Genomic DNA, 21,969 nt, shown 5'->3' on the forward strand with positions numbered 1-21,969 from the left:
GCGCATGACGGGGCAACTCGGCATGTGATTAAGCAGAAGTCAGCAGACGGCATAGTAGCCCAACGCCCATCGTAATGGATGGGATAGCATACCCCGCGTTAGCGTTGTGGGTACATGGTGAAGGCCTGAACATTTAGAAGAAGGAGGAGTCTTGTCAAACTTGTCGATACCCACTACGTCGCCAGACGATTACTATCGGCAGCGTATTGATATGCAACCGGCCTTCAACAGCGATTTATTCCAACAACTACTCGAACCTGAAAATCTACACCGAGCTTGGCGTCAAGTTAAAGCCAATAAAGGCGCGGCTGGCATCGATGGCATGACTATCGAAGCCTTCCCGCTTTGGATGCAACAAGGCGGTTGGCAACGGTGTAAATCTCTACTGGAACGAGGTGAATATAACCCTTCAGCAGTCAGACGCGTAGAGATCGACAAACCCGATGGCGGTAAACGCAAACTGGGTATCCCTAACGTCATTGATCGTGTGATACAGCAAGCTATTGCTCAAATTCTCACGCCGTTGTTTGACCCTTTCTTCTCGGCTAATAGCTTCGGCTTTAGACCGAATAGGAATGCCAAACAAGCGGTCTTGCAAGTCAGAGATATCATCAAACAGAAGCGCAAATTTGCCGTCGATGTTGATCTGTCCAAGTTCTTTGATCGAGTAAATCACGACCTGTTGATGACTCAATTGAGGATCAAGGTACAGGATAAGCGTCTGCTGGCGCTTATTGGTAAATACCTGCGAGCTGGTGTGATGGTCAACGACCAATTTGAAGCAAGCTTCGAAGGCGTGCCTCAAGGCGGCCCACTCTCGCCATTACTCTCTAACATTATGTTGGACAGTCTTGATAAAGAGCTGGAAAGCCGAGGGCACAAATTCGCCCGCTACGCGGACGACTTTATCATTTTGGTCAAGTCTCAACGAGCGGGCGAACGTGTCCTCAAGAGTATTACTCGCTATCTTGCCACTAAGCTAAAACTGGTTGTTAACGAACAGAAAAGCCAAGTGGTTAAGGTAGGCCAAAGCAAGTTCCTAGGGTTTACCTTTAACCGCGGAAAGATCCAGTGGCATGTCAAAACACTGCACATCTTCAAACAAAAGATAAGACGACTGACAAACCGCAATTGGGGCGTGAGCATGAGCTATCAATTGTTTAAAGTGCGGCAATACATGCAAGGCTGGATCAACTACTTTGGCATAGCCAACGCTTACCAAGGATGTGTCGAGTTAGACCACTGGATCCGTCGTCGAGTACGTATGTGCTACTGGCGTCAATGGCGAAAGCCACGGACTAAGGTACAAAACTTACTCAAACGTGGCGTCAGGATCCAAGCGGCCGTTGCTTGTGGAATTACAAGCAAAGGGCCGTGGCGAAGCTCGAAAACACCAGGGATACAGCAAGCGCTGAGTAATGAGTATCTTAAGAAAGCAGGATTGTATTCACTGAGAGATGGATGGATCGCGGTTCACTATCCGAACCAGAAAACAGGTTAGGCGTTCTAAATGAACCGCCCTGTGCGGAGCCGCATGCAGGGTGGTGTGGGGGCTGGAGGCTAAATACCTCCGGCTACCCGATTAAGTGTGTTGCTATAGACCCGAATATGTTTGCTCGACACTAAAGCCACTGTAGCTCCCAGATTGATCAAAATTCAGGTAGATTTGAATACCGCAGTCATAAAGTAGCCATAAAAGAAAATTGCGGCCTTTACACTTCGCAGTATCGTCTTTAGGCCTGGCTTGATACCTATTGGAATAATCATCATACGTATAGAGCCAGCCAGTTTTGCTGATAAAATTCTCTACCTGTTGTTTGTTATCGCCGATCTCTAAAGCTTGTTCAATTTGTGCAGAGATAGTATCGATATCATCAATTTCTGCAGCACTCACAGCTAACGAAAACAACAAGCATATTATTAGGACAATGCGCACATTCTCTCCCCGACACTTAACAGTGTATTACCCGCACTTCTAATGAAACCCAAACCATAATGGACTCGAAGTTTGAGAAATAAGAGTAAATAATTCAAATGTGCCAGTAACTTAGCATCCATTACGGTGAGTTTCCAATCTTTTTCCATGCAGAAAAAGCGAGACTTTACATACCAAGAAGTATTTGGGCGCGGTATGTAAATCAGAAAATGTGAAAAGACATATATTTTCAGTTGCTTAATGTTTTTTTGAAAATAAAAAACGATACTCCTTTGGCTCGTTTTCCCCGAGGGCTGTCACTTTTCTATTATACCTGTACTTATACAGTCATAAGCGGCACCAAATTTAACAAGCCACCCATTGTTAAATTTCCTAAACGTTCAGTTGTAAATAGAAATTTTTCATAGTGTTAATCTGACTCTAGTCTTTCAAGCCAGCAGGTTACGCTGATGCTCGAAAGGCAAACCATGGTGATTGGCGAGACGACCGTCCGCCCCATGGACGGGGCGGTCGAGCATCCAAGGATGGACTGGCTGCGTGTCGTCGAGTCACTACCATGGTTTGCCTCACTCCTTGGTGTGTTATCTGGCCTGCATCATGGTTTGCCTCACTCCGCGGCATATCGTCGTGCCAGCACAGTAGTTGGCCTCACGCCTACTGCAAATTCATCATATCTATGAAAGAGGTGAGGCTATTTCAGATGATTTTGGGGTAGTTGTGGTTGACCTAACAGGGCAACGATAAGGATGAAGTCGTCTTCTTTGGTGAAGTAGGCGGTGTGTTTACCGATAGGAAAGTAGAAACCGTTGGGGTAAATATCGTTGCAGCTTCTGCCTAATCCGGGGTTATCGGCTAACATTTGCAAACCTGATATAAGGCTTTCTTTATATTTTTGCCACTGCGACTCAGAAACGTGTTGAAGGGTGTAGTCTTTAATCTTTAGTAAGTGAGCCTGAGCTAACCTACTCAGTTTATAGCGTTTATTATTCATGTGAGCTGCTACAGGGCGTTAAGAAAATCTTCGCCATCAACAACATTACCTTGCGCTAAGTCTTCTTTAGCAGCGTTGAAACAGTGCTTCAGATAGTCGGCTTTCATCGCCTCAAGCTGTTCGTAATCGTGGATAGACATGACCACAACCGCATCTTTACTGTTTTTGCTGATCTTGATGGGTTCACGTTGAGCGTTTAGCAGCAACTCACCGAAATTTCGTTTGGCGTCATTGGCGGTTAAGGTTTGCATGAGTTAAGCCCCGTTTTGGAAAGACAGTGGCAGTATAGTTTATTGGGCGAAATGGTCAAAATGATTAAATCGTGCGATTTGTGCTAAAAATTGATTGGCTTGCCTACACAATGAAATCAACAAGCCGAGATGATTCTCGGCTTGTTGTTAACGCTTTTGCTAGCTCAAAAGCGATTAGTAGTACTTCTTCAAATAGCTCTCGGCGTAGCTTTTCAGCTTTTTGTTTGGGTTGTTGTTGGCAATATTTTCAATGACTTCGCGGTATTGCGTATTGCCCGATGCGGCGAGGGCCTTGGCCATATTGGCGTAAGTATCGATGGCTAACTTGTCGTTACTCATTAAACGTGGATTTTTCAGCTCAACGCTCAGGCGTTCTAGCAAAAAGTCATCGTAGTTTTGATCGTCCATCATGCGTTTAGCTGCGAGGCGCATTAACTCTAAATCATTGCTTTTAAAAGCGTTGGCATAGGCGTTATTTTTAGTACTTTGCTCGGCTACATATTGGCTTTTATCGCCTAAAATAGCATTCCATTTTTTATACTGGTCAAGATTTTCAAGGGCTTGGGTAGCGTACTTTTTCAGCTTCTTATGGTAGTTGCCATTGATAATATTGTTGATGGTGCCGCTGTATTTATCGTTCCCTGAGTAAGCTAAGCCTTTGACTAACCAGGCGCTATAGTCGATAGCATTTTTCTCGGTGGCTTGTGGCAGCGATGCGATAAGTTTGGCCTCTAACACATCGTAAATGGCGGGATCGGATAATCCGGCAAGCGTCAGGGCTTCGATGGCTTGTTTTTGCTTAAATTGGTTGTCGCCTTTAAAAATTTCTTGATAGGTTTCAACCGTATAATCCTGCGCCCACACCGGCGAGGCCAGTAAACTGATACCGAGTAAAATGCTTGCAACTAATGGTTTCATTGATATGTCCTTATGTCGTTTTCCAGCGTTTAAAAATCAGTGAGGTGTTGATACCACCAAAGGCGAAGTTATTGCTCATCACATAGTCGGTGTCGAGCGCACGTGGCTCGTCGCGAATGTAATCGAGAGCGGCACATTCTGGGTCGATATTGTCGAGATTGAGCGTCGGGGCAAACCAACCCGCATTCATCATCTCAATACTCACCCAAGCTTCTAACGCGCCGCAGGCGCCTAAGGTATGGCCTGTGTAGCTTTTAAGGGATGAAATCGGCATATCCGCACCGAATACCGCGTGGGTCGCATGGCTTTCGGCAATATCACCGCGGTCGGTGGCGGTGCCGTGGGCATTCACATAACCAATGGCGTCGGGCGTGAGCGCCGCATCCTTAAGGGCTAAACGAATGGCGATTTCCATGGTCTCGCTATTGGGCTGTGTCACATGCTGACCATCGGAGTTAGTGCCAAAGCCGACGATCTCGGCGTAAATCTTCGCGCCGCGCGCTTTGGCGTGTTCTAACTCTTCAAGTACTAGCGTACAAGCGCCTTCGCCAATCACTAAGCCATCACGCTGGGCATCAAAAGGGCGTGGCGATAATTCTGGCGTCGTGTTTTTGGTACTGGTGGCAAACAACGTATCAAAGACTACGGCCTCGGTAGGGCAGAGTTCTTCTCCGCCGCCCGCGAGCATTAAGGTTTGCTGGCCATATTTAATCGCTTCATAGGCGTAACCTATGCCTTGGCTGCCTGAGGTGCAGGCGCTGCTGGTGGTGTGAATGCGCCCTTTAAGGCCAAAGAAAACCCCCACGTTTACCGCTGTGGTGTGGGCCATCATGCGGATATAACTGGTAGCGGTAACGCCTGACATATCGCCAGTTTTCAGCATATCGCCAAAGGCGGTAATGGGATCGGTACTGCCCGTGGAAGATCCATAGGCAATGCCCATCTCTCCCGAAGTGACGATAGGGTCGTCCAAGAGTCCCGCATCGATAAGTGCAAGTTCGCTGGCACGAGTCGCCATAATCGAGACGCGTCCCATGGAGCGGATTTTTTTGCGCGAATAATGGCTTGGCACTTCAAAGTCGGTCACGGGGGCGGCAAGGCGAGTGTTTAGCCCGTCATATTTGTCCCATTCCGCCATCGTCACTACACAGTTTTTTTGTGCCTTAAGGCGGTTTGCGATACTCGGCCAGTCCTGACCTAAGGCGGTAATGCCACCAATGCCGGTGACAACAACTCGTCTACCCAAGCGGGGCGGGTTTGTCGGCTCAGTCATTTAGATCATGCCTCCATTCACCGAAATTACTTGGCGCGTGATATAAGCAGCATCGTCCGACATTAAAAAGGCTGCTAAGGCGGCGATTTCATTGGGTTTGCCCATGCGGCGCATCGGCACTAACTGCTCGACCATATCCTTAGGAATATCCGCCACCATATCGGTTTCGATTAAGCCTGGGGCGATACAGTTTACGGTGATCTTACGTTTGGCCAGCTCTAAGGACAGCGCCTTAGTCGCGCCAATCAATCCGGCCTTAGAGGCGCTGTAATTGACCTGTCCACGGTTACCCGCGATACCGGAAACGGAAGCCAAGGTGATAATTCGTCCACCCTTGCGCGCTTGTACCATAGGCATAACGCAGGGATGAATCACATTATAAAAACCATCGAGGTTAGTGTGGATTACGCTATCCCATTCGGCTTCGCTCATCGCCGGAAAAGCATTGTCACGGTTGATGCCCGCATTGAGTATCACGCCATAGTAGGCGCCATTAGCCTCGATATCGGCCTCAAGGGCGGCTTTGACGGCAACGCGGTCGGCAACATCAAACTTTAGTAGGCTGACGTTAACCCCAAGGGCGCGAAGCTCTGCGGCGCTGGCATCGGCTGCGGCCTGATTGCTGTGATAATGCAGCGCGATATCATAACCTGCCGCAGCCAGTTTAAGGGCGATGGCTTTGCCAATACCGCGGCTCGAACCTGTGACTAATACTCTGTTATTCATCTTTATTTCTCCACCCTTGATGCTCGATGAGTTGTTTGTGCATCAAAGGGCTAAATCCTTTTGTGATAAGACTTGTTGCTGCCAAGCATGCCTCTTGGCATTAAGCCTGTTGGCTTGAGGCGATATACGCTTGGGTGTCCTGTGGCTGGAACACATTCACATTCGCCTCGGCCACTAACAGTGGTGTTTGCTGCGCTTGCGCCTCTGGCAATAGATAAATCTGGCAATCGAATACCGCCAGTCCCGACTCTTCCTGATAGAGGCGTTTAACCTGAGTGCGGTAGCAGCGATTGAGTTCGTATTGCGCCGTGTGTAAGGCTAATTTACGCGATCCCAATAAAAATCCCACGCGGATTTTATCGTGACGCAGTTTAGCCTCAACGCCCGCTAAAGCGGCAATGCTCTGCGCCATATATTCGATACCCACATAATTGGGGACGGCCTGACGATGCTCGTCAAAATAAGCGCTCTGCGGAGTGATCAGCACTTCAGTTTCGAGCACATCCGGCTGATGGCTAATAATCTTATCAATCAAGATCATTGGCGCACGATGCGGAATAAAATCGGCAATATTCTGCTCGGCTAAGTGTTGCAGCCAAATCGGCTCGGCGGCTGAAATTGCGGTATTGATAGAACTGGACATCAATCTTAAGCCCCTTTACGGCAAAAAATCAGGCTGGCATTGCTGCCACCAAAGGCGAAGGAGTTGCTCATTACATAGTTAAGCTTGCCATGCTCGGCAGATTGCATGGGCGCGACTAGCGCAATGCTGGGGTCCTGCGGATCTTGCTGCCCATCAAACCTATGGGGCGGCAGGGCAAAGCTGTGATTATGCGGTGACAGCAAGAGGTAACAAAATGCGGCTTCAATCGCGCCCGCAGCGCCTAAGGTATGGCCGACCAGCGGTTTGGTTGAGCTTGCAGGGGGCGGCGTGTCGCCAAATACCGAGAGTACGGCGCGGCTTTCCATTGCATCATTTTTAGGCGTTGCTGTGCCATGTAAGTTTATATAATCAATATCTTGCGCAGATATTTGTGCATCATCAAGCGCGGCCTGCATGGCGGCAATCGCCCCTGCGCCTTCAGGATGCGGTGCTGACATATGGTGCGCATCGCTCGACTCGCCAATACCTGCGAGCAATACGCAGGCTTCATTTGCTGTGTTGTCTGTCGCTAAGGTTAGGGTAAATAGCGCGGCGCCTTCACCGATATTGATGCCATCACGATTGGCGCTGAAGGGATTGCAATGTCCTTTGGAAACCGACTCTAAGGCGTGAAACCCGTTAACTGTGAGTTGGCACAGGCTGTCGATACCGCCGACAATCACCATATCGCACAGCTTGGCCTCAAGTAGGCGTTTGGCGCTGGCAAACACTTTAGCGCTAGAGGAGCAGGCGGTCGAAATGGTGTAGCAGGGACCTTGAAGCGTAAATAATTGGCGTAAAAAATCGCTGGTGCTGCCAAGTTCCTGCTGGAAGTAATGGTAATCGGCGGGGAAGTGGCCGTGTTGATTGCGATAGGCCAAGGCAGCTTCGCCCTTCGAAATCCCCGAGGTGCTAGTGCCTAACACCACGCCGATGCGGTCGGCGCCATATGTCTGTTTCGCCTGTTCGACCGTGTCGGTAATTTGCTGTGCGGCAGCAAGGAGTAACTGATTATTGCGACAATCGAATTGCGCCAGTGCGGCAGGTATCGTCGGTAATGGCTCAGTGACGGGCGCGACCAGTGTCGACTGCCCAAATAATAGGGTATCGCTAATTTGCATGGCGCTGGTATCGCCTGCAATCAAGCGGGCTAACACCTGCTCGGGCGTTTGCCCTAACGGGGTACACAATCCAATCTGTGTAATGGCGACTCTGTTATTCATTGTTGCTTGCTATACCTATTACCGAATCTGGGTGGTAAATATAAGTGGCTAATATGATTAGTTTTAAAGTTTTATCTTTGATTGGCTGCCTATAACGTGACGCTTAAATGGGTTGTATCTCTAACTCAAACTTTGCCTGCGGCATGGTTAAATTAATATGTGCCTGCCAAAGGGTATCGTCGGTTTGGTGCTGATAACGAATTTGTATCACTTGGGTTTGGTTATCGTTGTAACTGATAAGCGTGTCTTGGCTATAAAACTGGCGGCAGGGGATGGCGTCACATAGCCCTGTCACTAAACTTCCACCTTCTAAATGACTACGAATACTCTGTTCTGGCCAATAGATAAGTTGCATCATCGCCATCAGATATTCGGCTTTAAACTCATTCCCGAGTAGCTGACTCTGCTCACTGCTGAGTGTATTCCCATCGTAAACCAAGGTAAACAACGCTTGCCCTAGCGGAGCGAGCCCAACCAGCGTCATGCGTTCCCCTTCAAGTTCAAGCTGGGTGAGCAGCTCATGGGTGTTATCGCCCACTTTTATGCTCACCTTCTGACTAAAGGACTGGGGCGAAGATACCCTAGTTTTGCTGTCGTTTTGCTGACTTTGACTCTGGTTAGAAGAGTCTGTGCCAGCTGGGGTTGCGGCTGGCTGATTGCTGCTTGGTTTAGCGGGCGGTTTAGCCGTTGCAGGGCCAAAATGCTGTGGCAGTGGCGCTAAGCAATAACGCATATCTTTTGTGAATCCGACGCAGGTTTGCCGATAGAGCAGCTCACTGCAGCCCATCAAGCCGAGGCTTGAGAGCATTAGGGTTACTGTCACTATCGCTTTTGTGCGACCTTTGGCGTTAGGGCTTAGGCGCATCGAATTACACCTCGGCTAATTCGTTGATTGTGAGTTCGCTGATTGCGGGTTTGCCTGTTATGAGTTCAGCATCCTGCCGACATAGCTCGACCACCATGTTTAGACGTCGCTCGGATTCTTTAACAAAGGGATTTTGCACATCCCAAGCATAGCCCGCCAAAATCGAGCAAATCATTTGCTTGATTTTAGGATTCGGATCTTCATAAAAAATCACATCTTGGAAGCGGCCATCGTACCAAGCTTGCACGTAGGTGCGGAAGGAGTTCACCCCTTGCATTAACGGCGCTGAGTACTCGGTAGGCCAATCCACTGTGTCACCATTAAGTTGTTTGGTCACGCATTTTGCTGCCATAGATGCCGACTGCATGGCGATAGTTACGCCTGATGAAAACACCGGGTCGAGGAACTCGCCGGCATTGCCCAGCAACGCAAACTTATCGGTGGCGAGGCGCGACACGTTGGCGGAATAGCCCTTGAGTGTCGCACAGGGCTGGGCGACTTTGGCATTGGCAAGCAGTGCGTTAAGGCCGGGCTCTTCCTTGACTATGGTCATTAACTGCTGCTCTAAATCGCCTTTGAGGCGCGCGAGCAATTGCGGCTCTGCCACGACGCCGAGCGAGCAACGGCCATTGCTGAAGGGAATTAACCAGTACCAAATATCCTGATGCTGCGGGTGCACGCTAATTAAAATCTTATTCCGGTCGAAGTTGGGATCGCTGATGTTATCTTCCACATGGGTGAAGATGGCGCTGCGGGTCGGCAGTGAGGACGGCGTTTCGAGGTCGAGCAGTCGTGGTAATACGCGGCCAAAACCGCTGGCATCGAGCACATATTTGGCCTCGACTTGATAAAGTTCACCCTGCTCGTTACGCACAGTTAAACGAGGTGCGGCAGTTAAATCTATCGCCTCAACGGTTTCACCGTAACGGATCTCCACCCCAAAGCTTGCCGCAGTATCGGCGAGTAATTTATCGAAGTTTCCCCGTTGCACTTGGAAGGTTGTCCCCGGCCCTGGGGTAAATTTGTCGGTAAAGTCGAAGGTGGTATACACCCCGTTACGGCGGAAGGCCGCGCCATTTTTATATTGGAATCCCGCGGCATTCAGCGCCTCTAACATGCCCGCTTCTTCAATAAATTGCATACAGCAGGGCAGCAAGCTCTCACCGATCGAAAAGCGCGGAAAGTGTTGTCTTTCAAGCACGACGACACGTTTACCTTGCTTATGTAACAAGCTGGCGGCAATCGAGCCGGATGGGCCCGCACCAATAATGGCGACATCGACGCAAAGGGTGTGAGACTGTGTGGCGCTAGCCGCAGTAGAGGTAGACATTTAAATAACATTCCTTGTAGGTATCGAGACCTTGTTGGTGGTTAAAACCTGACTTGTGGTCAAAATCAATGGCGAAAGTACAAAGGTAAAGCCTATGCCGAGGGATAGGGTTAATCCAAAGTAATGAATGGCTTGGGTTTGGCTAAAGGCGAGTAAGCCAAAGGCCAATAGAGTCGAGCAGGCAGACATAAACACCGCCATCATCACCGCCTTGCCATGTTGCTCTGCGGAGGCAAAAAACAAGCTGTAATCTATCCCAATCCCGAAGACTAAAATCAGCGCCAGCGCATGGAATAAGCTTAAGGGGGAGCCGACTAAGCCTAAAATGGCTAAGGTAAGTACCGCGGCCAATGCCGGCACGGCGACAACCACAGTGGCCTTTTTGAGTCCAAAACTTAGGCTAAATAGCAAGAGTGCGATAACCAGTGCTAGCCCCAATAATTTAAGGGTGAGCAGGCGATAATGCCCCATCACGGTGGAGATATCCGCGACTTTATCGATAAGTTGCACTTGCGGATCTTTGGCAAAGCGCGCTTTGAGAGCCGCAATATCTTCAATACCACCGAGCAACACTATGGCGCCATGGCTGTCGCTTCCTCGCTGTGTATTATCTGGATTGGCCGTTGGCTCCGTTGAGTGTTCAAGCGGCGCTAATCCCAGTGGTGCAAGCCAAAGTGTCGCTAGCTGTTTACCAAAGCCCAGTTCGAAAAAATCCGCCGGGGTGATATAGCTATCCTTGGCGCCAAGATAGGCGGCAGAAAGGCTTGGCGCTAGGCTGTCATCTAGCCCTATGCTACTGAGCACTGCGGAGAGTTGCGATTGATAAATCTCGCCCTGTAATTGATACGCCGCATCTTGCTTTTGCTTGCTCGGTAGGTAACGGCTGAGGCTGACATAATTGCCCAGCTCTTGCTGTTTTATGGCTGTATCGAGTTGTGGGCCTAGGGCTTCGAGCCGTTGCAATAAGGTTTCTTCACTCGATGCGCGCACCAATAAAAACTGGTTATCGGTACCGCCACTGAGGAGTTTTCTGAGCTTATCTTCAGGCTCTGTCACGCTCGCAGGGCTTTGTTGTAAATGGCGAATATCATCATCCACCTTAAGTTGGCTGATACCCAGCAGACAAACGCCTACGAGCAGTAAGGTGAATAGACTCAATCCCCATGGCGACACCAGTTTGTTTGAGAATCCGGTGAGTTTCGCAAGATAAGCTTGTGCAAGATTCAGCGGACGCTCTCCCGAAGGTAACTTGCTGCCCGCTAAGAGTGGGTAAGCCAGCACTAACGTCAGGTAGGCGCCGAGTAAGCCAGAGGCGCAGAAAATCGCCACCTGCTGCATGCCGGGAAACGGCGCGAGGCCAATGCCGACATAGGCCAAGGCGCTGGTGATAAAGGCGAGAGACACAGTGGGGAAGATATAGGCCACGGTCGCCTGCGCGCTACGCTGATGATTGCTTAACCGCTCGCAGTAAAAGTGGAAACTGTAGTCGATGGCTATCCCAATTAGGCTGGTGCCAAAGACGAGGGTGAGCAAATGCAGCTCCCCGAACACGCTTAGGGTAAAGGTCACCGCCAGCAGTAAGCCACTGGATATTGTCATTATCGCCAGCAATAGCGGCATCACGGAGCGAAACGCCAGCCAGACTAATAACACCACCCCAAGCAGAGAGGCGAGGCCAAGGATAGAGATTTCGCTCTTAGCGGTATTAGTTGCCTCTAAAGCATGAAACAGTGCGCCCGCCTGTAATACTTGTATGCTGGCATATTGCCCAGTCACTGTGGTAAGTGCTTGTGTTAACGCTGCTTGCTGAATGAGTTGGGCATTAGGATTAAAGGCGCTGTCTTTACCCTTTGCCATCACAATAGCGGCCACGCCTTCACTGTTATCAACACCTTGGTTGGGGTGAGCAAGTAAAATCCCTTGCTTGGCGCTCAGTTTCGAGCTGGGTGCGAGGGCGAGCAAATTGGCGGGAAATAACAGCAAAGGATCTTGAGTGAGCAGTTGGCTATTGGCGTAACTAAAGGCGTTGTAGAGCTGTTGTGTGGCCGAGGCAACTAAGCTATCGAGGCCATTATGGGTTAACGCATCGGCTTGCTCTGAGGTTAATAGCTTAAATCGATGGGGAAAATAATATTGGCCTAGGGCTTCACCCATTTGCATGTCGGCACTGCGAATATCGGTAAAGGCGGTATTTTGAGTCTTAAGCTGCTCCATCAGGAGCGTCGCCGCCGCAATTGCTTGCGTTTCATCCTTGGCAATCAGGGCAAGATACACTTGATCGGCGAGTGTTGACTCCACTTGCTCGAGGGCGCGGGCTGTGAGCGCATCCTGCTGCAGATGTGGCAACATGGCGAGAATATCGCTTTGAACCTTTGCCCCATTTTGCCACAGTTGCAGCGTCCATAGGCTCGCCGCCAGCATCAGACACAGCCAAATCGCAAGGCGTAATTTGCTTGAGGTGTGCATCAGCCTGTGACCTATGCGCGTGGCAATCTTGGTCGCCATTATTTTGCCTTGCTCTCTTGAGGGTCAGTCTCCCGTGGAGAAACTTTTTGAGTTAGCGCGATAGAGAACTGGGCTAATTCGGCGTCGCTCAGTTTACCTTGGCGCAGCTCGCGAAAATCGATACGGGTGATATCCTGCGGACTCACGCTGGGTGCGGCGCTGAGCAACACTAAGGCATGAAGAGTATCGCTGCCTTCGAGCACCATGTTAGCGATGGCTTTTTTCATCAGTGGATCTTTAGGGGTTAATCCGAGCTGCCAGTTTTCCTTAGCTAATTCGTTCGTTAAGGTTTTTTGAGCTAAGACGTGCAGTTCAAAATGATTGCTTAATCCTGAAATATCACCGCCCAGCATGGCACTCACCAGACTTGGTAATAAATCCCCCATGGCTGCTGCATTTGCCGAAGCATCGGCGCTGCTGACTTGCACTCGTCCTTGGCTATCTCGCTGAATAAGTTGCTTATCTTTTAAAATGAGCAAGGACTCAAAGGGCGTAAGCTGCTGCCAAATCAGCCCTTGGTCTTTGTCGAATACAAACTGACCTTGGCTAATGAGGGGCTTTTTTAACACTTTAAGTTGGCGGGATTGCACAAAGTGGCCGCGTACTGTCTCGCCAAGGTTAAGCTTTTGGCTGAGGGCGAGTAATGCGGCGTTATCGGCTCCTTGGTTAAATAGGGGCTGATATTGGCTCGCTTCTGTAAGGTTAGGAGTAGCAAGGTCTTGCGCCTGCACAGAGCCAAGCAGCATCCAGCTTAACAGTGCGCCTTGGCAGAACCATTGCACCCACTTAGCTCGCGACCAGGTTTTGAGGAGGACATTCATTCGCTATCCGCCTTTACAAGCAGCGGGGCGATTTTGCTGCGAAATATCTCTGGTGTCACAAAGCACATTTCTTGGCTCGTCATATCCACCGCAGCCTGAATGGTATAACCCTTGGTAATGCGCTCACCCGTTGCTGTATCACGGATTTGATAATTGATTTTTAGGCGATTTTCCCACTCGACCAACTCGGCGTGCACGGTAATGTGTTGCTCGAAGGTGCTGGCCTTAACGTATTTGATCTGCACATCAATAATCGGCCAAGCGTAGTTCGAGGCCTGCATTTGGCGATAGTTGTAGCCTAATTCGTCGAGCAATTTGCAACGGGCAATTTCGAAATAACGCAGGTAATTACCATGCCAAGTGATCCCCATCGAATCCACATCGTGGAAGGGGACCTGCATGTCCATTTCTATGCAGAGCAAGGCTTTCATCGGCACACTTCCCATTCGCCCGCTTGGATTTTTGCAACGGTTTGGCGCAGCACGGCTTCCAGTGGTCGGTCTTCGACTAATGGCTCAAAGTCAGCGCGCACTTGGGCGAGCGTGGTCGCAAGCGATGGCGTCAGTGAGGCTTCGTCTAACTCGTTTTGGTTGATACGCAGACCAATGCCTTGGGTCATGGCGAGCAGGGCTGCGGCGGCGACTTGTTCTGTCAGCTGTAATACGCGCATACAGTCACGGGCGGCGATAGTGCCCATGCTGACTTTATCTTGGTTATGGCATTCGGTTGAGCGTGAGAAAACGCTCGCGGGCATAGTGTGTTTCAGTGCTTCCGCCGTCCAAGCGGAAACGCCGATTTGCACCGCCTTAAAGCCATGGTTGATGGCGCGACGTGCACCAGTCGAACCCGAAAGGTTAGCGGGTAAACCGTTGTTAAATTTAGGGTCCATCACTAATGCCATTTGGCGATCGATCAGATCGGCGATATTGGCCACAGTATTTTTTAAGGAGTCCATCGCAAAGGCGATATGCCCGCCGTAAAAATGGCCGCCATGGAGAATATGCTCGCCTTCAGCATCGACAATCGGGTTGTCGTTGGCGCTGTTGACTTCGGTCTCGATAAATTGGCGCATAAAGGGCAGCGCATCCTGCAACACGCCAATAATGTGCGGCGCGCAGCGGATGGAATATCTGTCCTGCAATCTGTCGGAATTGCGCGGGTGAACATGGTGGTTCAAATCTTCCCGTATCCAAGTGGCGATTTGGTTTTGCCCTGGATGGGGTTTGGCAGCAAACAAAATATCGTCGAAATGGTTCGAGTTGCCTTTGAGGGTTAACGACGCCATGGCGGTAATGCGGCTGGCTAAACGCGCTAAATATTGTGCGCGATCAAAGGCCAAACAGGCTAACGCTGTCATCACTGCCGTGCCATTCATCAGGGCTAAGCCTTCTTTGGGGCGCAGCACATGGGGCGTGATGTTCAGCTCGCGGTAAACCTCTTGGGTGGCTCTGCGCTCGCCTTGGTAAATCACCTCACGCTCACCAACCAGTACAGCGGCAAGGTAAGACAGTGGCGTTAAATCGCCACTGGCACCGACTGAACCTTCCTCTGGGATCACTGGCACGATATTGAGATTAAGCAAAGTTTCGATGCGCTTTAATAGCTCATATGTCACGCCGGATTTGCCAATGGCGAGGGAGTTTAAACGGCAAGCCATCACGGCGCGCGCCTGCATTACGCTTAAGACTTCGCCAAGGCCACAACCATGAAAACGGGATAAGTGCAGCGGCAGTTCGTGGACTAAATCGAGACTCACGTTGACTGTGCAAGAGTCGCCATAGCCGGTGGTGACGCCATAGACCACGCCTTCTTCGTGCAGCAAACTATCGATAAAGCGGGCGCCTTTTTGGATATATTCCTGATAATCGCCATCATCACAGAGTTTGACCTTGGCGCCCTTTGCCACGGCAACGACTTGCTCTAATGTGAGTAACTGACGGCCAAATTTGATTGGCGACTCAACGGTTGTCGTGTGAGTAACTGCGTGGATCATAAATGCTCTGTCCTGTCTGTAGTGCGCTCCTGCTCCGGGAGTGCTGCTGTCGTTTTGTGGGCGGATGTCGCGCGGTTAACCTTGCTATCGTCCCGCCAAAAATCAAAGAAGTTAAACCATTGCAAGGGCTCACGCCTTGCGTAGTGTTCGAGGCGTTCGCTGTAGCGAGAAACGGCCTGTTGGAGTCGTTCCATTCTGCCCGCTCGTGGGCCTTTAAGTGTCTCGGCGAAGCGTTCTAAATGCACTCGATAACGCCCTTGCTCGCGCAGGCAAAACATCAGATACACAGGGCAATCTAAGAGTCCGGCCAAAATAAATGGCCCCTGTGGGAAGGCGGCTTCTTGGCCCATAAATGGCGCGTACACGACTCGCCCTTGGGCGTGGGATGAGGTTCTATCTCCTGCAATCACCACTAACTCGCCGTCTTCAATTTTTTGTTGTAATAGCATGGATGTGGCGGGATTTAGCTCGGTCACTTGGATCAAATTCAGCGTGCTATCGGGATTTAACTGTTTGAGTACATTATTAAAGTTTTCGGCATGGCTGGTTAACACCATGACATTGACTTTGACCTTACGCTGGTGGATTGAAATCGCGCGGCACAGCTCGAGATTGCCTAAGTGGGACACCAGCAGCACGGCACCTTGGCCGCTTTCTAGCTGATCGGCGAGCACTTGGCGGTCGGGAAAATCCACTTGGCTTAATTGAATGCGATCGCACCAAGCATCGATTCTATCGAGCGCCGCATTACCAAAGGCGATAAAGTGGCTTAAGCTGTCGCGCCAGCCAACGGGCTGATTTAACTGGGGATGCCGTGGCTCGAGGTGCTGTACGCGGCGCAGAAAATCTAATGAGGCTTCGCGGCTGACTTTGCCAGTCAGGAAGAAGTAGCAAATCACGGGATACATAATGGCGCGGCACAGCCAATGGCCACCAAAGCGGTAGCTTTCGACTAACAGTTTGATGCCCCAATAACTGCCGCGCTCCTTCATGGCTGACCAATGGGTCGCAGTATGAGCAGACGACGTCGATTTCGCCGCTTGTTTACGGCGCAGCAACTGCGGCAGACGTTTTAACATGCCAAAAAATAGCCGCGTGTGCAGTTTAGTGATACGCACATTGTCGGCCACACCTTGAAAGTGGCTGACGCCGTTTTCGGGATAAATGACCTTGGTGGGGTGAAACAGAATTTCTACCCCTTGCCAGTAGAGTTTTACTAGGATTTCGATATCGAAATCCATCCGCTCTGTTAGTGCTTGTTGGCTGAAGAGGCGCTCAGTGGCGGCTAATGGATACACCCTAAATCCGCACATAGAATCTTGAATATCAAAGCTTAAGGTTTCGACCCATACCCAAAAGTGGGTGAGGTAACGGCCATAGAGTCGCCCCTTTGGGACGGACTCGTCGTACTCGGGCTTACCCGAGATCAGCGTATCCGGCTTAGCCTGGGCTTTGGCGAGCATCGCGGGGATATCACTTAAATTATGCTGGCCGTCGGCATCGACCTGTAGCGCATGGGTAAAGCCATCGCGATAGGCGCGGCGAAGCCCTGTCATCACTGCCGCACCTTTACCTCGGTTGTAGGGGTGTTGCAGCAAGGTCACCCAATCGTGTTGCTCCGCCAAGGATTGCAGCAGATAGCGGGTCTCATCATTACTGCCATCGTCAATCAAATAGCAGGGCAGATTAAGAGTGGCGAGCTCGTCCAAGGTCTGGGCGATCGCGGCGCTGTGATTGTAATTGGGGATCACCAGTGCCAGCTTGATTGGGATTGGGCCCATTAAATCACTTGGCGGGGCTAACATTATGTCGTTCATACCGTCGCTCACTGCGCCGCTCCATCACCTTGCTTGCTGGCAAAGCTGATACGGCCTGAGGCATAGCGGTGGTCGCCGTCGCTGTAGGCAAAGGTGAGTTTTTCCTTGGCGGCATTGTGACTAATAACTAAGGTCACTTCTTGCCCTGGCAGAATAAGCTGTTGAAACTTTAGTACTTCTAAATTAGCGACCGCAGCGTTGTAACCAAAATGCTCGCAACCTAAGCGCACGGCCCAATCGAGTTGGGTCACGCCGGGGAGTACGGCTTGCTCAGGGAAGTGGCCGTTAAAATATTCGAGATCGGCGGCGACCAGCAGGCGCAATTCGATGCTATCAGGGCCGATCTGCGACGTGAGTATCGGCGGTAAACTCGACTTAATCATGGTCAAATAACTCAACTAGCTGGGCGGCGACACGCTTACCCTGAGTGTTTAACGGTAGGGTGTCGGGGTAACGCCAGCGGCGCGGTAGGGTTACTCGTTCAAACTGGGTCAGCAGATGCGCTTTTAAGGCATTGTTGATACTGAGTTTTCCCTGCTCTTGATGCACGCTACGGCCCAATGGTGACAGGGTAATGACGGCTCCTAACTGGGATTTAAACTGGGGCAATACGACCAAGGCGGCCTGTTCGACATAGGCGTGGCTACAGAGCAAGGTCTCCATTTGCGCCAGCGACAGGCGTTTTTCTTCAATCTTAACGATGCGATCGAGCCTGCCTTTGAGTCTAAATTGGCCATTGGCTGTCGGTTCTATTTTATCTTCGCAACGTAACCATTGATCGTCGGCCAAGTAGGGTGACTTCAGCAGCAGGGCACCATCGTCAGCGTCTTGGTCTATGGTAATTTGTTCAAACACTTGCCATGGTTCGTCGGCCTCTTGTTGGCGACGATAGGCGATACCGCCGGTTTCGGTGCTGCCGAATATCTCTATGGGTAAATGGCCATAGCACTGGGCAACCCCTTGGGCGGCGGTGAAACTTAAGGGGCCACCGGAGCTGAAGACTAAGCTGGGTGAGCGCAGTTGGCGTTCGTGCTCTAGCGCCTTAGGCAAACGGGATAATTGCGCTGGGCTACTGATGAGGCACAAATTCGGCAACAGTGCGGTGTAGTAGCTTAAGGTCTCTGGGTATTCAATTTGCTCGCTTAAAAAGGGGCGACTGGCGGCTAAGGGCCAGAGGATTTTAAACAGCAAGCCATAGATATGCTGATGGGAAACGGTTGAGACCACACTGCAATGGGGTAAATGTTCGGCGAAGGTATGCTCGAGCACAGTCACTTCGGCATCGAGCTGCCTTAAGCTCTTGCGAATGGCCTTAGGCTCGCCACTGCTGCCCGAGGTAAACAGCACCAGTTCACCAAAGCTGTCGCTCTTGGGCCAAGGTTTGCTGGGCAGGCTCAACTCTTTATTCAAAAGGATAAAGGCATGACTCTCGCACAATGGTTTGTCAGACAATATGCCTTCAAATTGGTGTGTTAATTCGCTCAAGGTGCCGGTTTGGGTGTTGGGCGGCAAAATAATTTCTTTACCCGCCAAGAGTGCGGCACACAGGCCAACGGCAAACAGATCGCTGGTATCACTCGCCAGTAGCCATTTTTGCTCAGGCGCTTGGCGCAGCTGCTCGTAAAAATGGGCCACCTGATTGGTAAACAGGGCACCTGTGACTATGTCATGGTGATTAAAGCTGATCAGTTGTTGGGCGAATGGCCCTTGGGTTAACCAGTTTTTGAGTAGTTGTGTCATGTCTTCTTCAACCAAAAGCTGCGATATAACCATTCCCCACCGAGGAGCAGTCCCATGAGTACGTATGCAATCAAACCGTTGTACAAGGTCCAAGTTGCTAGGCTGGTAAATGCGGCGGTATAGGCCGCCATTGAGCCATTAAGGATAAATAAGCCGCACCAAAGTAGGGTGACTTTTTTAAGGTAGCCTATGGCTTCATCCGGCAAGTCGGGTTCTTTTAACCGCGCGAGCCGCTCTATCATGCTTGGGGCTTGGTATAGCGAGTAGCTAAACAGGGCTAACATGGTGAGATTAATCACCACGGGGTAATACAACAGCCAGTCGCTGCGTTTTGCCACAAAACTGCCAGCAGTGAGGGCAATCCCCACAATCAAAGGCAAGACTAAGGTTTTAACCTTTTGCTTTTGCAGCATTAAACGCACTACTAACAACAGGCAAAGCACTAGGGCGATTGTGCCTGCGGGTAGATAGTTTAGCCCCAAATACACGGCAACTGGGTAGGCGATCAGCGCGAGTGCGGTGAGCACCTGTAGCAGGACGCGCATTAGTCTTTTACTAGGCCTTCAATGGCGTTGACCACATCATTGACGGTACGAACTGATTTAAATTCATCGGGTTGAATTTTTTTGCCTGTCAGTTGTTGCAGCTTAATCACCAGATCGACGGCATCAATACTGTCCAGATCTAACTCTTCGTAAAGATTGGCGTCGGGGGTAATCGCATCGGCATCGATTTCAAACTCATCCACTAAAATCGTGGTCAGCATAGCGAGGATTTGTTCACGGTTTTGCATTTTCCTCTCCTATGGGCGCTGTGATTCGATAAATTTAGCGAGGCTGGCCACACTGTAAAAATGCGCCTTAGTGCTATCCGAGTTGGCTTCGATTTTGACATCAAACTTTTTCTTGATGGCTAAACCTAACTCGAGGGCGTCGATAGAATCGAGTCCGAGTCCGTCACCAAATAGGGGCGCATCGGTTTCAATATCATCAATACTGACATCTTCTAGGTCGAGGCAGTCGATAATTAACTGTTTAATTTCGTTGTGTAAAGTCATAATTATTTTCGAGTTGTTGTTGATAATATTGTTCAAGGTCCCGAGTTAATTGTCGGGCCATTTTCGCATGCTCACCCAAAGGGGCTTGATAGGCTTGGTGAGGAATTGGATTGCCGATTTCGACGGCCATCCCCATGGTCTGCCTTGGGATCTCATACCAAGGCTGTTCCTTTGTCAAACCTCGCACATTAGTGCGCAAAACCACAGGTAAAATATCGGCTTGGGTACGAATGGCAATATTGGCGGCGCCCCGGGCAAATTCATTAATTATTGAGCCAAATACTGTGCGCGTACCTTCAGGGAAGATAATTAAATTAGTGCCTCTAGCGAGCACTTCGCGGCAATCTTCGAGCATCAACTCTGCGCCGCGATTCGGGATATAACCTGCGCAGGAAACCACACCACGTAAAAACGGATTACGCCAAAGGCCTTGTTTAACGATACAACCCGCATTGGGCATGAGGCTGATCAACACCACCACATCGACGAGACTCGGGTGATTGGCGATGACGATCACCCCTTTGGCGCTATGTAACTGCTCGGCATTATGGGTGCTAACGTTGATCACCCCAGCCCACGTCAACATAGCGACAAAGCCTTTAAACATAGTGTGCACGGCTTTTTGCACGCGGATAATCCTCGCCTCAGGTGTGCCGGGCCAAAAACGCAGTAACGGCAATATAGTGAGCGAACTTAACAGTCCACCTAAACCAAAGGCAATATAGCAACTGACGCCACCGAGCCAACGGGGAATATAGTTGATTCCCGTGCGGCGTTTTTCGGGCAGCGTATAAGCGACATTGAACTGTGCCCCCTGTGGAGCGGGATTAGCCATGTTCTACGCTCCAGTGCCAATGGGATAAACAGCCAGCAATGTTTTGTGAGGTCGCTAGAGCATGGATCAACATGCCGTAGGACAGCGCAGGAGTGACTTGTTGCTGTGCTTGAGTCAGTTGGCTTAGCGTGAGCTTTACGGACGAGCGATGACAAGCAGGCGCGAGGGTAAAACCTAAGGCTAAGGGGAGTTCATACTCTTGGGTAAACTCATCGTATACCGGTGGCACAGGATCATCGCCAAAGATCAGTAATAACGGCTCTGCTGATTGATGTAGCTGGGCGAAAGCTTCCACCATGGCTTGGGAAAGGGTTTCAGTGCCTGCGGCAATTGAGGTAGAAGGGGCGGTGTTATTGTGTAAAATGCCCAAAATACCACTGCCGGTGTTATGCACGGATTGACTAAAACCTAAGGGAGAAAGCGGTTGCTTAGCGATAATATCTTCGAGTAAGCCAATTGTGCGATGCAGTTCGCCGTGGCGGGAAGCAAATATCGAACGGCAGTTTGGTGGCGTATCACATTGAAAACTGACATCCAGCATCATTTTTGTTAAACGGCTAAAGCGTCTACGCTGCATGGCTGGCACTTGGGGAAGTGCCGGAGATATGCTGTCAGTGGGTGAAGCCTCTTTGGTCGTTTCAGCCGAGTGCTTGCACCAAGTTTGCCAGTCATCATGCTGCTGATAGTTTGGAGCCCACGCCCCCCAAGAGAGGATGCTGAATCTGAGTTGCACTACTTTGCCTCGACACTATTTAAAGCTGTCTTAGTTATCCCTAACTAAGCGAAAACATTAATGAATTGACTGGCTTATCGCTATTTGCTCGTTGGATGAACGAACACAATTCCCCCATTTATTGAACGGCACATTCTACACTAAGTCCTTAGTTTTAATGAAGTCATTTGCATATGCAAGGTTAATAAAATGCAATGAGATTTTGCTTTGTCACTGTTGGCTAACATAGTTTTCAGAACGGGATAAAGACAGGGAGTGTAGACTAAGTGGCTTAACCTCAGTTGAACAGGCTCTGATATCAATAGTAAACAG

General features: G+C 50.2%; 24 protein-coding genes. 2 read left to right on the forward strand and 22 right to left on the reverse strand.

Annotation, left to right across the window (positions count from 1 at the left end):
- Nucleotides 1–151: 151 nt before the first annotated feature.
- Nucleotides 152–1,501, forward strand: a complete 1,350-nt coding sequence (gene ltrA / locus FJD32_RS01910; RefSeq protein ID WP_037429356.1) for a group II intron reverse transcriptase/maturase — start codon at nucleotides 152–154, stop codon at nucleotides 1,499–1,501.
- A 93-nt stretch (nucleotides 1,502–1,594) separates the two neighbouring features.
- Here the strand turns inward: ltrA and FJD32_RS01915 are convergent, their stop codons facing one another.
- The gene (locus FJD32_RS01915) at nucleotides 1,595–1,936 is read right to left on the reverse strand and encodes a hypothetical protein (RefSeq protein WP_140906524.1); all 342 of its coding nucleotides are present in this window, start codon (nucleotides 1,934–1,936) and stop codon (nucleotides 1,595–1,597) included.
- A gap of 449 nt (nucleotides 1,937–2,385) precedes the next feature.
- Between FJD32_RS01915 and FJD32_RS01920 the strand changes: the two genes are divergently transcribed.
- A complete protein-coding gene (locus FJD32_RS01920) occupies nucleotides 2,386–2,616 on the forward strand; it encodes a hypothetical protein (RefSeq protein WP_140906525.1) in 231 nt (76 codons plus the stop codon).
- An 11-nt stretch (nucleotides 2,617–2,627) separates the two neighbouring features.
- Here the strand turns inward: FJD32_RS01920 and FJD32_RS01925 are convergent, their stop codons facing one another.
- The 21 genes from FJD32_RS01925 to FJD32_RS02025 all read right to left on the reverse strand — a co-directional run bounded on the left by FJD32_RS01925 (nucleotide 2,628) and on the right by FJD32_RS02025 (nucleotide 21,657).
- Nucleotides 2,628–2,927, reverse strand: coding sequence for a type II toxin-antitoxin system RelE/ParE family toxin (locus tag FJD32_RS01925; protein ID WP_140906526.1), 300 nt, complete (start codon nucleotides 2,925–2,927; stop codon nucleotides 2,628–2,630).
- 8 nt (nucleotides 2,928–2,935) lie between these two features.
- Nucleotides 2,936–3,178: a type II toxin-antitoxin system Phd/YefM family antitoxin gene (locus tag FJD32_RS01930; RefSeq protein ID WP_023266112.1), complete on the reverse strand. Its 243-nt coding sequence runs from the start codon at nucleotides 3,176–3,178 to the stop codon at nucleotides 2,936–2,938.
- A 174-nt stretch (nucleotides 3,179–3,352) separates the two neighbouring features.
- A complete protein-coding gene (locus FJD32_RS01935; RefSeq protein ID WP_140906527.1) occupies nucleotides 3,353–4,096 on the reverse strand; it encodes a hypothetical protein in 744 nt (247 codons plus the stop codon).
- Nucleotides 4,097–4,106: 10 nt separating this feature from the next.
- The gene (locus FJD32_RS01940) at nucleotides 4,107–5,369 is read right to left on the reverse strand and encodes a beta-ketoacyl-ACP synthase (RefSeq protein ID WP_140906528.1); all 1,263 of its coding nucleotides are present in this window, start codon (nucleotides 5,367–5,369) and stop codon (nucleotides 4,107–4,109) included.
- Nucleotides 5,370–6,095, reverse strand: a complete 726-nt coding sequence (locus FJD32_RS01945) for a 3-ketoacyl-ACP reductase FabG2 (protein WP_037424987.1) — start codon at nucleotides 6,093–6,095, stop codon at nucleotides 5,370–5,372.
- A 100-nt stretch (nucleotides 6,096–6,195) separates the two neighbouring features.
- A complete protein-coding gene (locus FJD32_RS01950; RefSeq protein WP_099457321.1) occupies nucleotides 6,196–6,738 on the reverse strand; it encodes a hotdog family protein in 543 nt (180 codons plus the stop codon).
- A gap of 5 nt (nucleotides 6,739–6,743) precedes the next feature.
- Nucleotides 6,744–7,961: a beta-ketoacyl-[acyl-carrier-protein] synthase family protein gene (locus FJD32_RS01955; RefSeq protein ID WP_140906529.1), complete on the reverse strand. Its 1,218-nt coding sequence runs from the start codon at nucleotides 7,959–7,961 to the stop codon at nucleotides 6,744–6,746.
- 103 nt (nucleotides 7,962–8,064) lie between these two features.
- Complete coding sequence (locus FJD32_RS01960; protein WP_088586542.1) at nucleotides 8,065–8,826, reverse strand: DUF3261 domain-containing protein; 762 nt, start codon at nucleotides 8,824–8,826, stop codon at nucleotides 8,065–8,067.
- 4 nt (nucleotides 8,827–8,830) lie between these two features.
- Nucleotides 8,831–10,156 (reverse strand): NAD(P)/FAD-dependent oxidoreductase, encoded by a 1,326-nt coding sequence (locus tag FJD32_RS01965; protein WP_088586543.1) that lies wholly within the window; start codon nucleotides 10,154–10,156, stop codon nucleotides 8,831–8,833.
- Entirely contained in the window at nucleotides 10,157–12,661 is a 2,505-nt protein-coding gene (locus tag FJD32_RS01970; protein WP_088586544.1) for an MMPL family transporter, read from the reverse strand.
- Entirely contained in the window at nucleotides 12,661–13,482 is an 822-nt protein-coding gene (locus FJD32_RS01975) for an outer membrane lipoprotein carrier protein LolA (RefSeq protein ID WP_088586545.1), read from the reverse strand. The genes FJD32_RS01970 and FJD32_RS01975 overlap by 1 nt, the downstream gene beginning before the upstream one ends.
- The gene (locus FJD32_RS01980) at nucleotides 13,479–13,913 is read right to left on the reverse strand and encodes an acyl-CoA thioesterase (protein ID WP_088586546.1); all 435 of its coding nucleotides are present in this window, start codon (nucleotides 13,911–13,913) and stop codon (nucleotides 13,479–13,481) included. The genes FJD32_RS01975 and FJD32_RS01980 overlap by 4 nt, the downstream gene beginning before the upstream one ends.
- The gene (locus FJD32_RS01985) at nucleotides 13,910–15,475 is read right to left on the reverse strand and encodes an aromatic amino acid ammonia-lyase (protein WP_088586547.1); all 1,566 of its coding nucleotides are present in this window, start codon (nucleotides 15,473–15,475) and stop codon (nucleotides 13,910–13,912) included. The genes FJD32_RS01980 and FJD32_RS01985 overlap by 4 nt, the downstream gene beginning before the upstream one ends.
- Complete coding sequence (locus FJD32_RS01990) at nucleotides 15,472–17,280, reverse strand: glycosyltransferase family 2 protein (protein WP_181159777.1); 1,809 nt, start codon at nucleotides 17,278–17,280, stop codon at nucleotides 15,472–15,474. Before FJD32_RS01990 ends, FJD32_RS01985 begins: the two co-directional genes overlap by 4 nt.
- A gap of 20 nt (nucleotides 17,281–17,300) precedes the next feature.
- Complete coding sequence (locus tag FJD32_RS01995) at nucleotides 17,301–17,675, reverse strand: thioester dehydrase (protein ID WP_088586548.1); 375 nt, start codon at nucleotides 17,673–17,675, stop codon at nucleotides 17,301–17,303.
- Nucleotides 17,668–19,032 carry an AMP-binding protein gene (locus FJD32_RS02000; RefSeq protein ID WP_140906530.1) on the reverse strand — a complete coding sequence of 455 codons (1,365 nt, stop codon included), beginning with the start codon at nucleotides 19,030–19,032 and terminating at the stop codon, nucleotides 17,668–17,670. Before FJD32_RS02000 ends, FJD32_RS01995 begins: the two co-directional genes overlap by 8 nt.
- On the reverse strand, nucleotides 19,029–19,577 hold the full coding sequence (locus tag FJD32_RS02005; RefSeq protein WP_088586549.1) for a hypothetical protein: 549 nt from the start codon (nucleotides 19,575–19,577) through the stop codon (nucleotides 19,029–19,031). Before FJD32_RS02005 ends, FJD32_RS02000 begins: the two co-directional genes overlap by 4 nt.
- Nucleotides 19,577–19,825: an acyl carrier protein gene (locus FJD32_RS02010; protein ID WP_011074023.1), complete on the reverse strand. Its 249-nt coding sequence runs from the start codon at nucleotides 19,823–19,825 to the stop codon at nucleotides 19,577–19,579. The genes FJD32_RS02005 and FJD32_RS02010 overlap by 1 nt, the downstream gene beginning before the upstream one ends.
- 9 nt (nucleotides 19,826–19,834) lie before the next feature.
- A complete protein-coding gene (locus FJD32_RS02015) occupies nucleotides 19,835–20,089 on the reverse strand; it encodes a phosphopantetheine-binding protein (RefSeq protein ID WP_011074022.1) in 255 nt (84 codons plus the stop codon).
- The gene (locus FJD32_RS02020; RefSeq protein WP_037427684.1) at nucleotides 20,067–20,924 is read right to left on the reverse strand and encodes a lysophospholipid acyltransferase family protein; all 858 of its coding nucleotides are present in this window, start codon (nucleotides 20,922–20,924) and stop codon (nucleotides 20,067–20,069) included. Before FJD32_RS02020 ends, FJD32_RS02015 begins: the two co-directional genes overlap by 23 nt.
- Nucleotides 20,917–21,657, reverse strand: a complete 741-nt coding sequence (locus tag FJD32_RS02025) for a beta-ketoacyl synthase chain length factor (RefSeq protein WP_088586550.1) — start codon at nucleotides 21,655–21,657, stop codon at nucleotides 20,917–20,919. The genes FJD32_RS02020 and FJD32_RS02025 overlap by 8 nt, the downstream gene beginning before the upstream one ends.
- Nucleotides 21,658–21,969: the final 312 nt, after the last annotated feature.

The sequence above is a fragment of the Shewanella sp. LC6 genome (assembly GCF_006385735.2).
In the GTDB taxonomy this organism is placed as follows: Bacteria; Pseudomonadota; Gammaproteobacteria; order Enterobacterales; family Shewanellaceae; genus Shewanella; species Shewanella xiamenensis.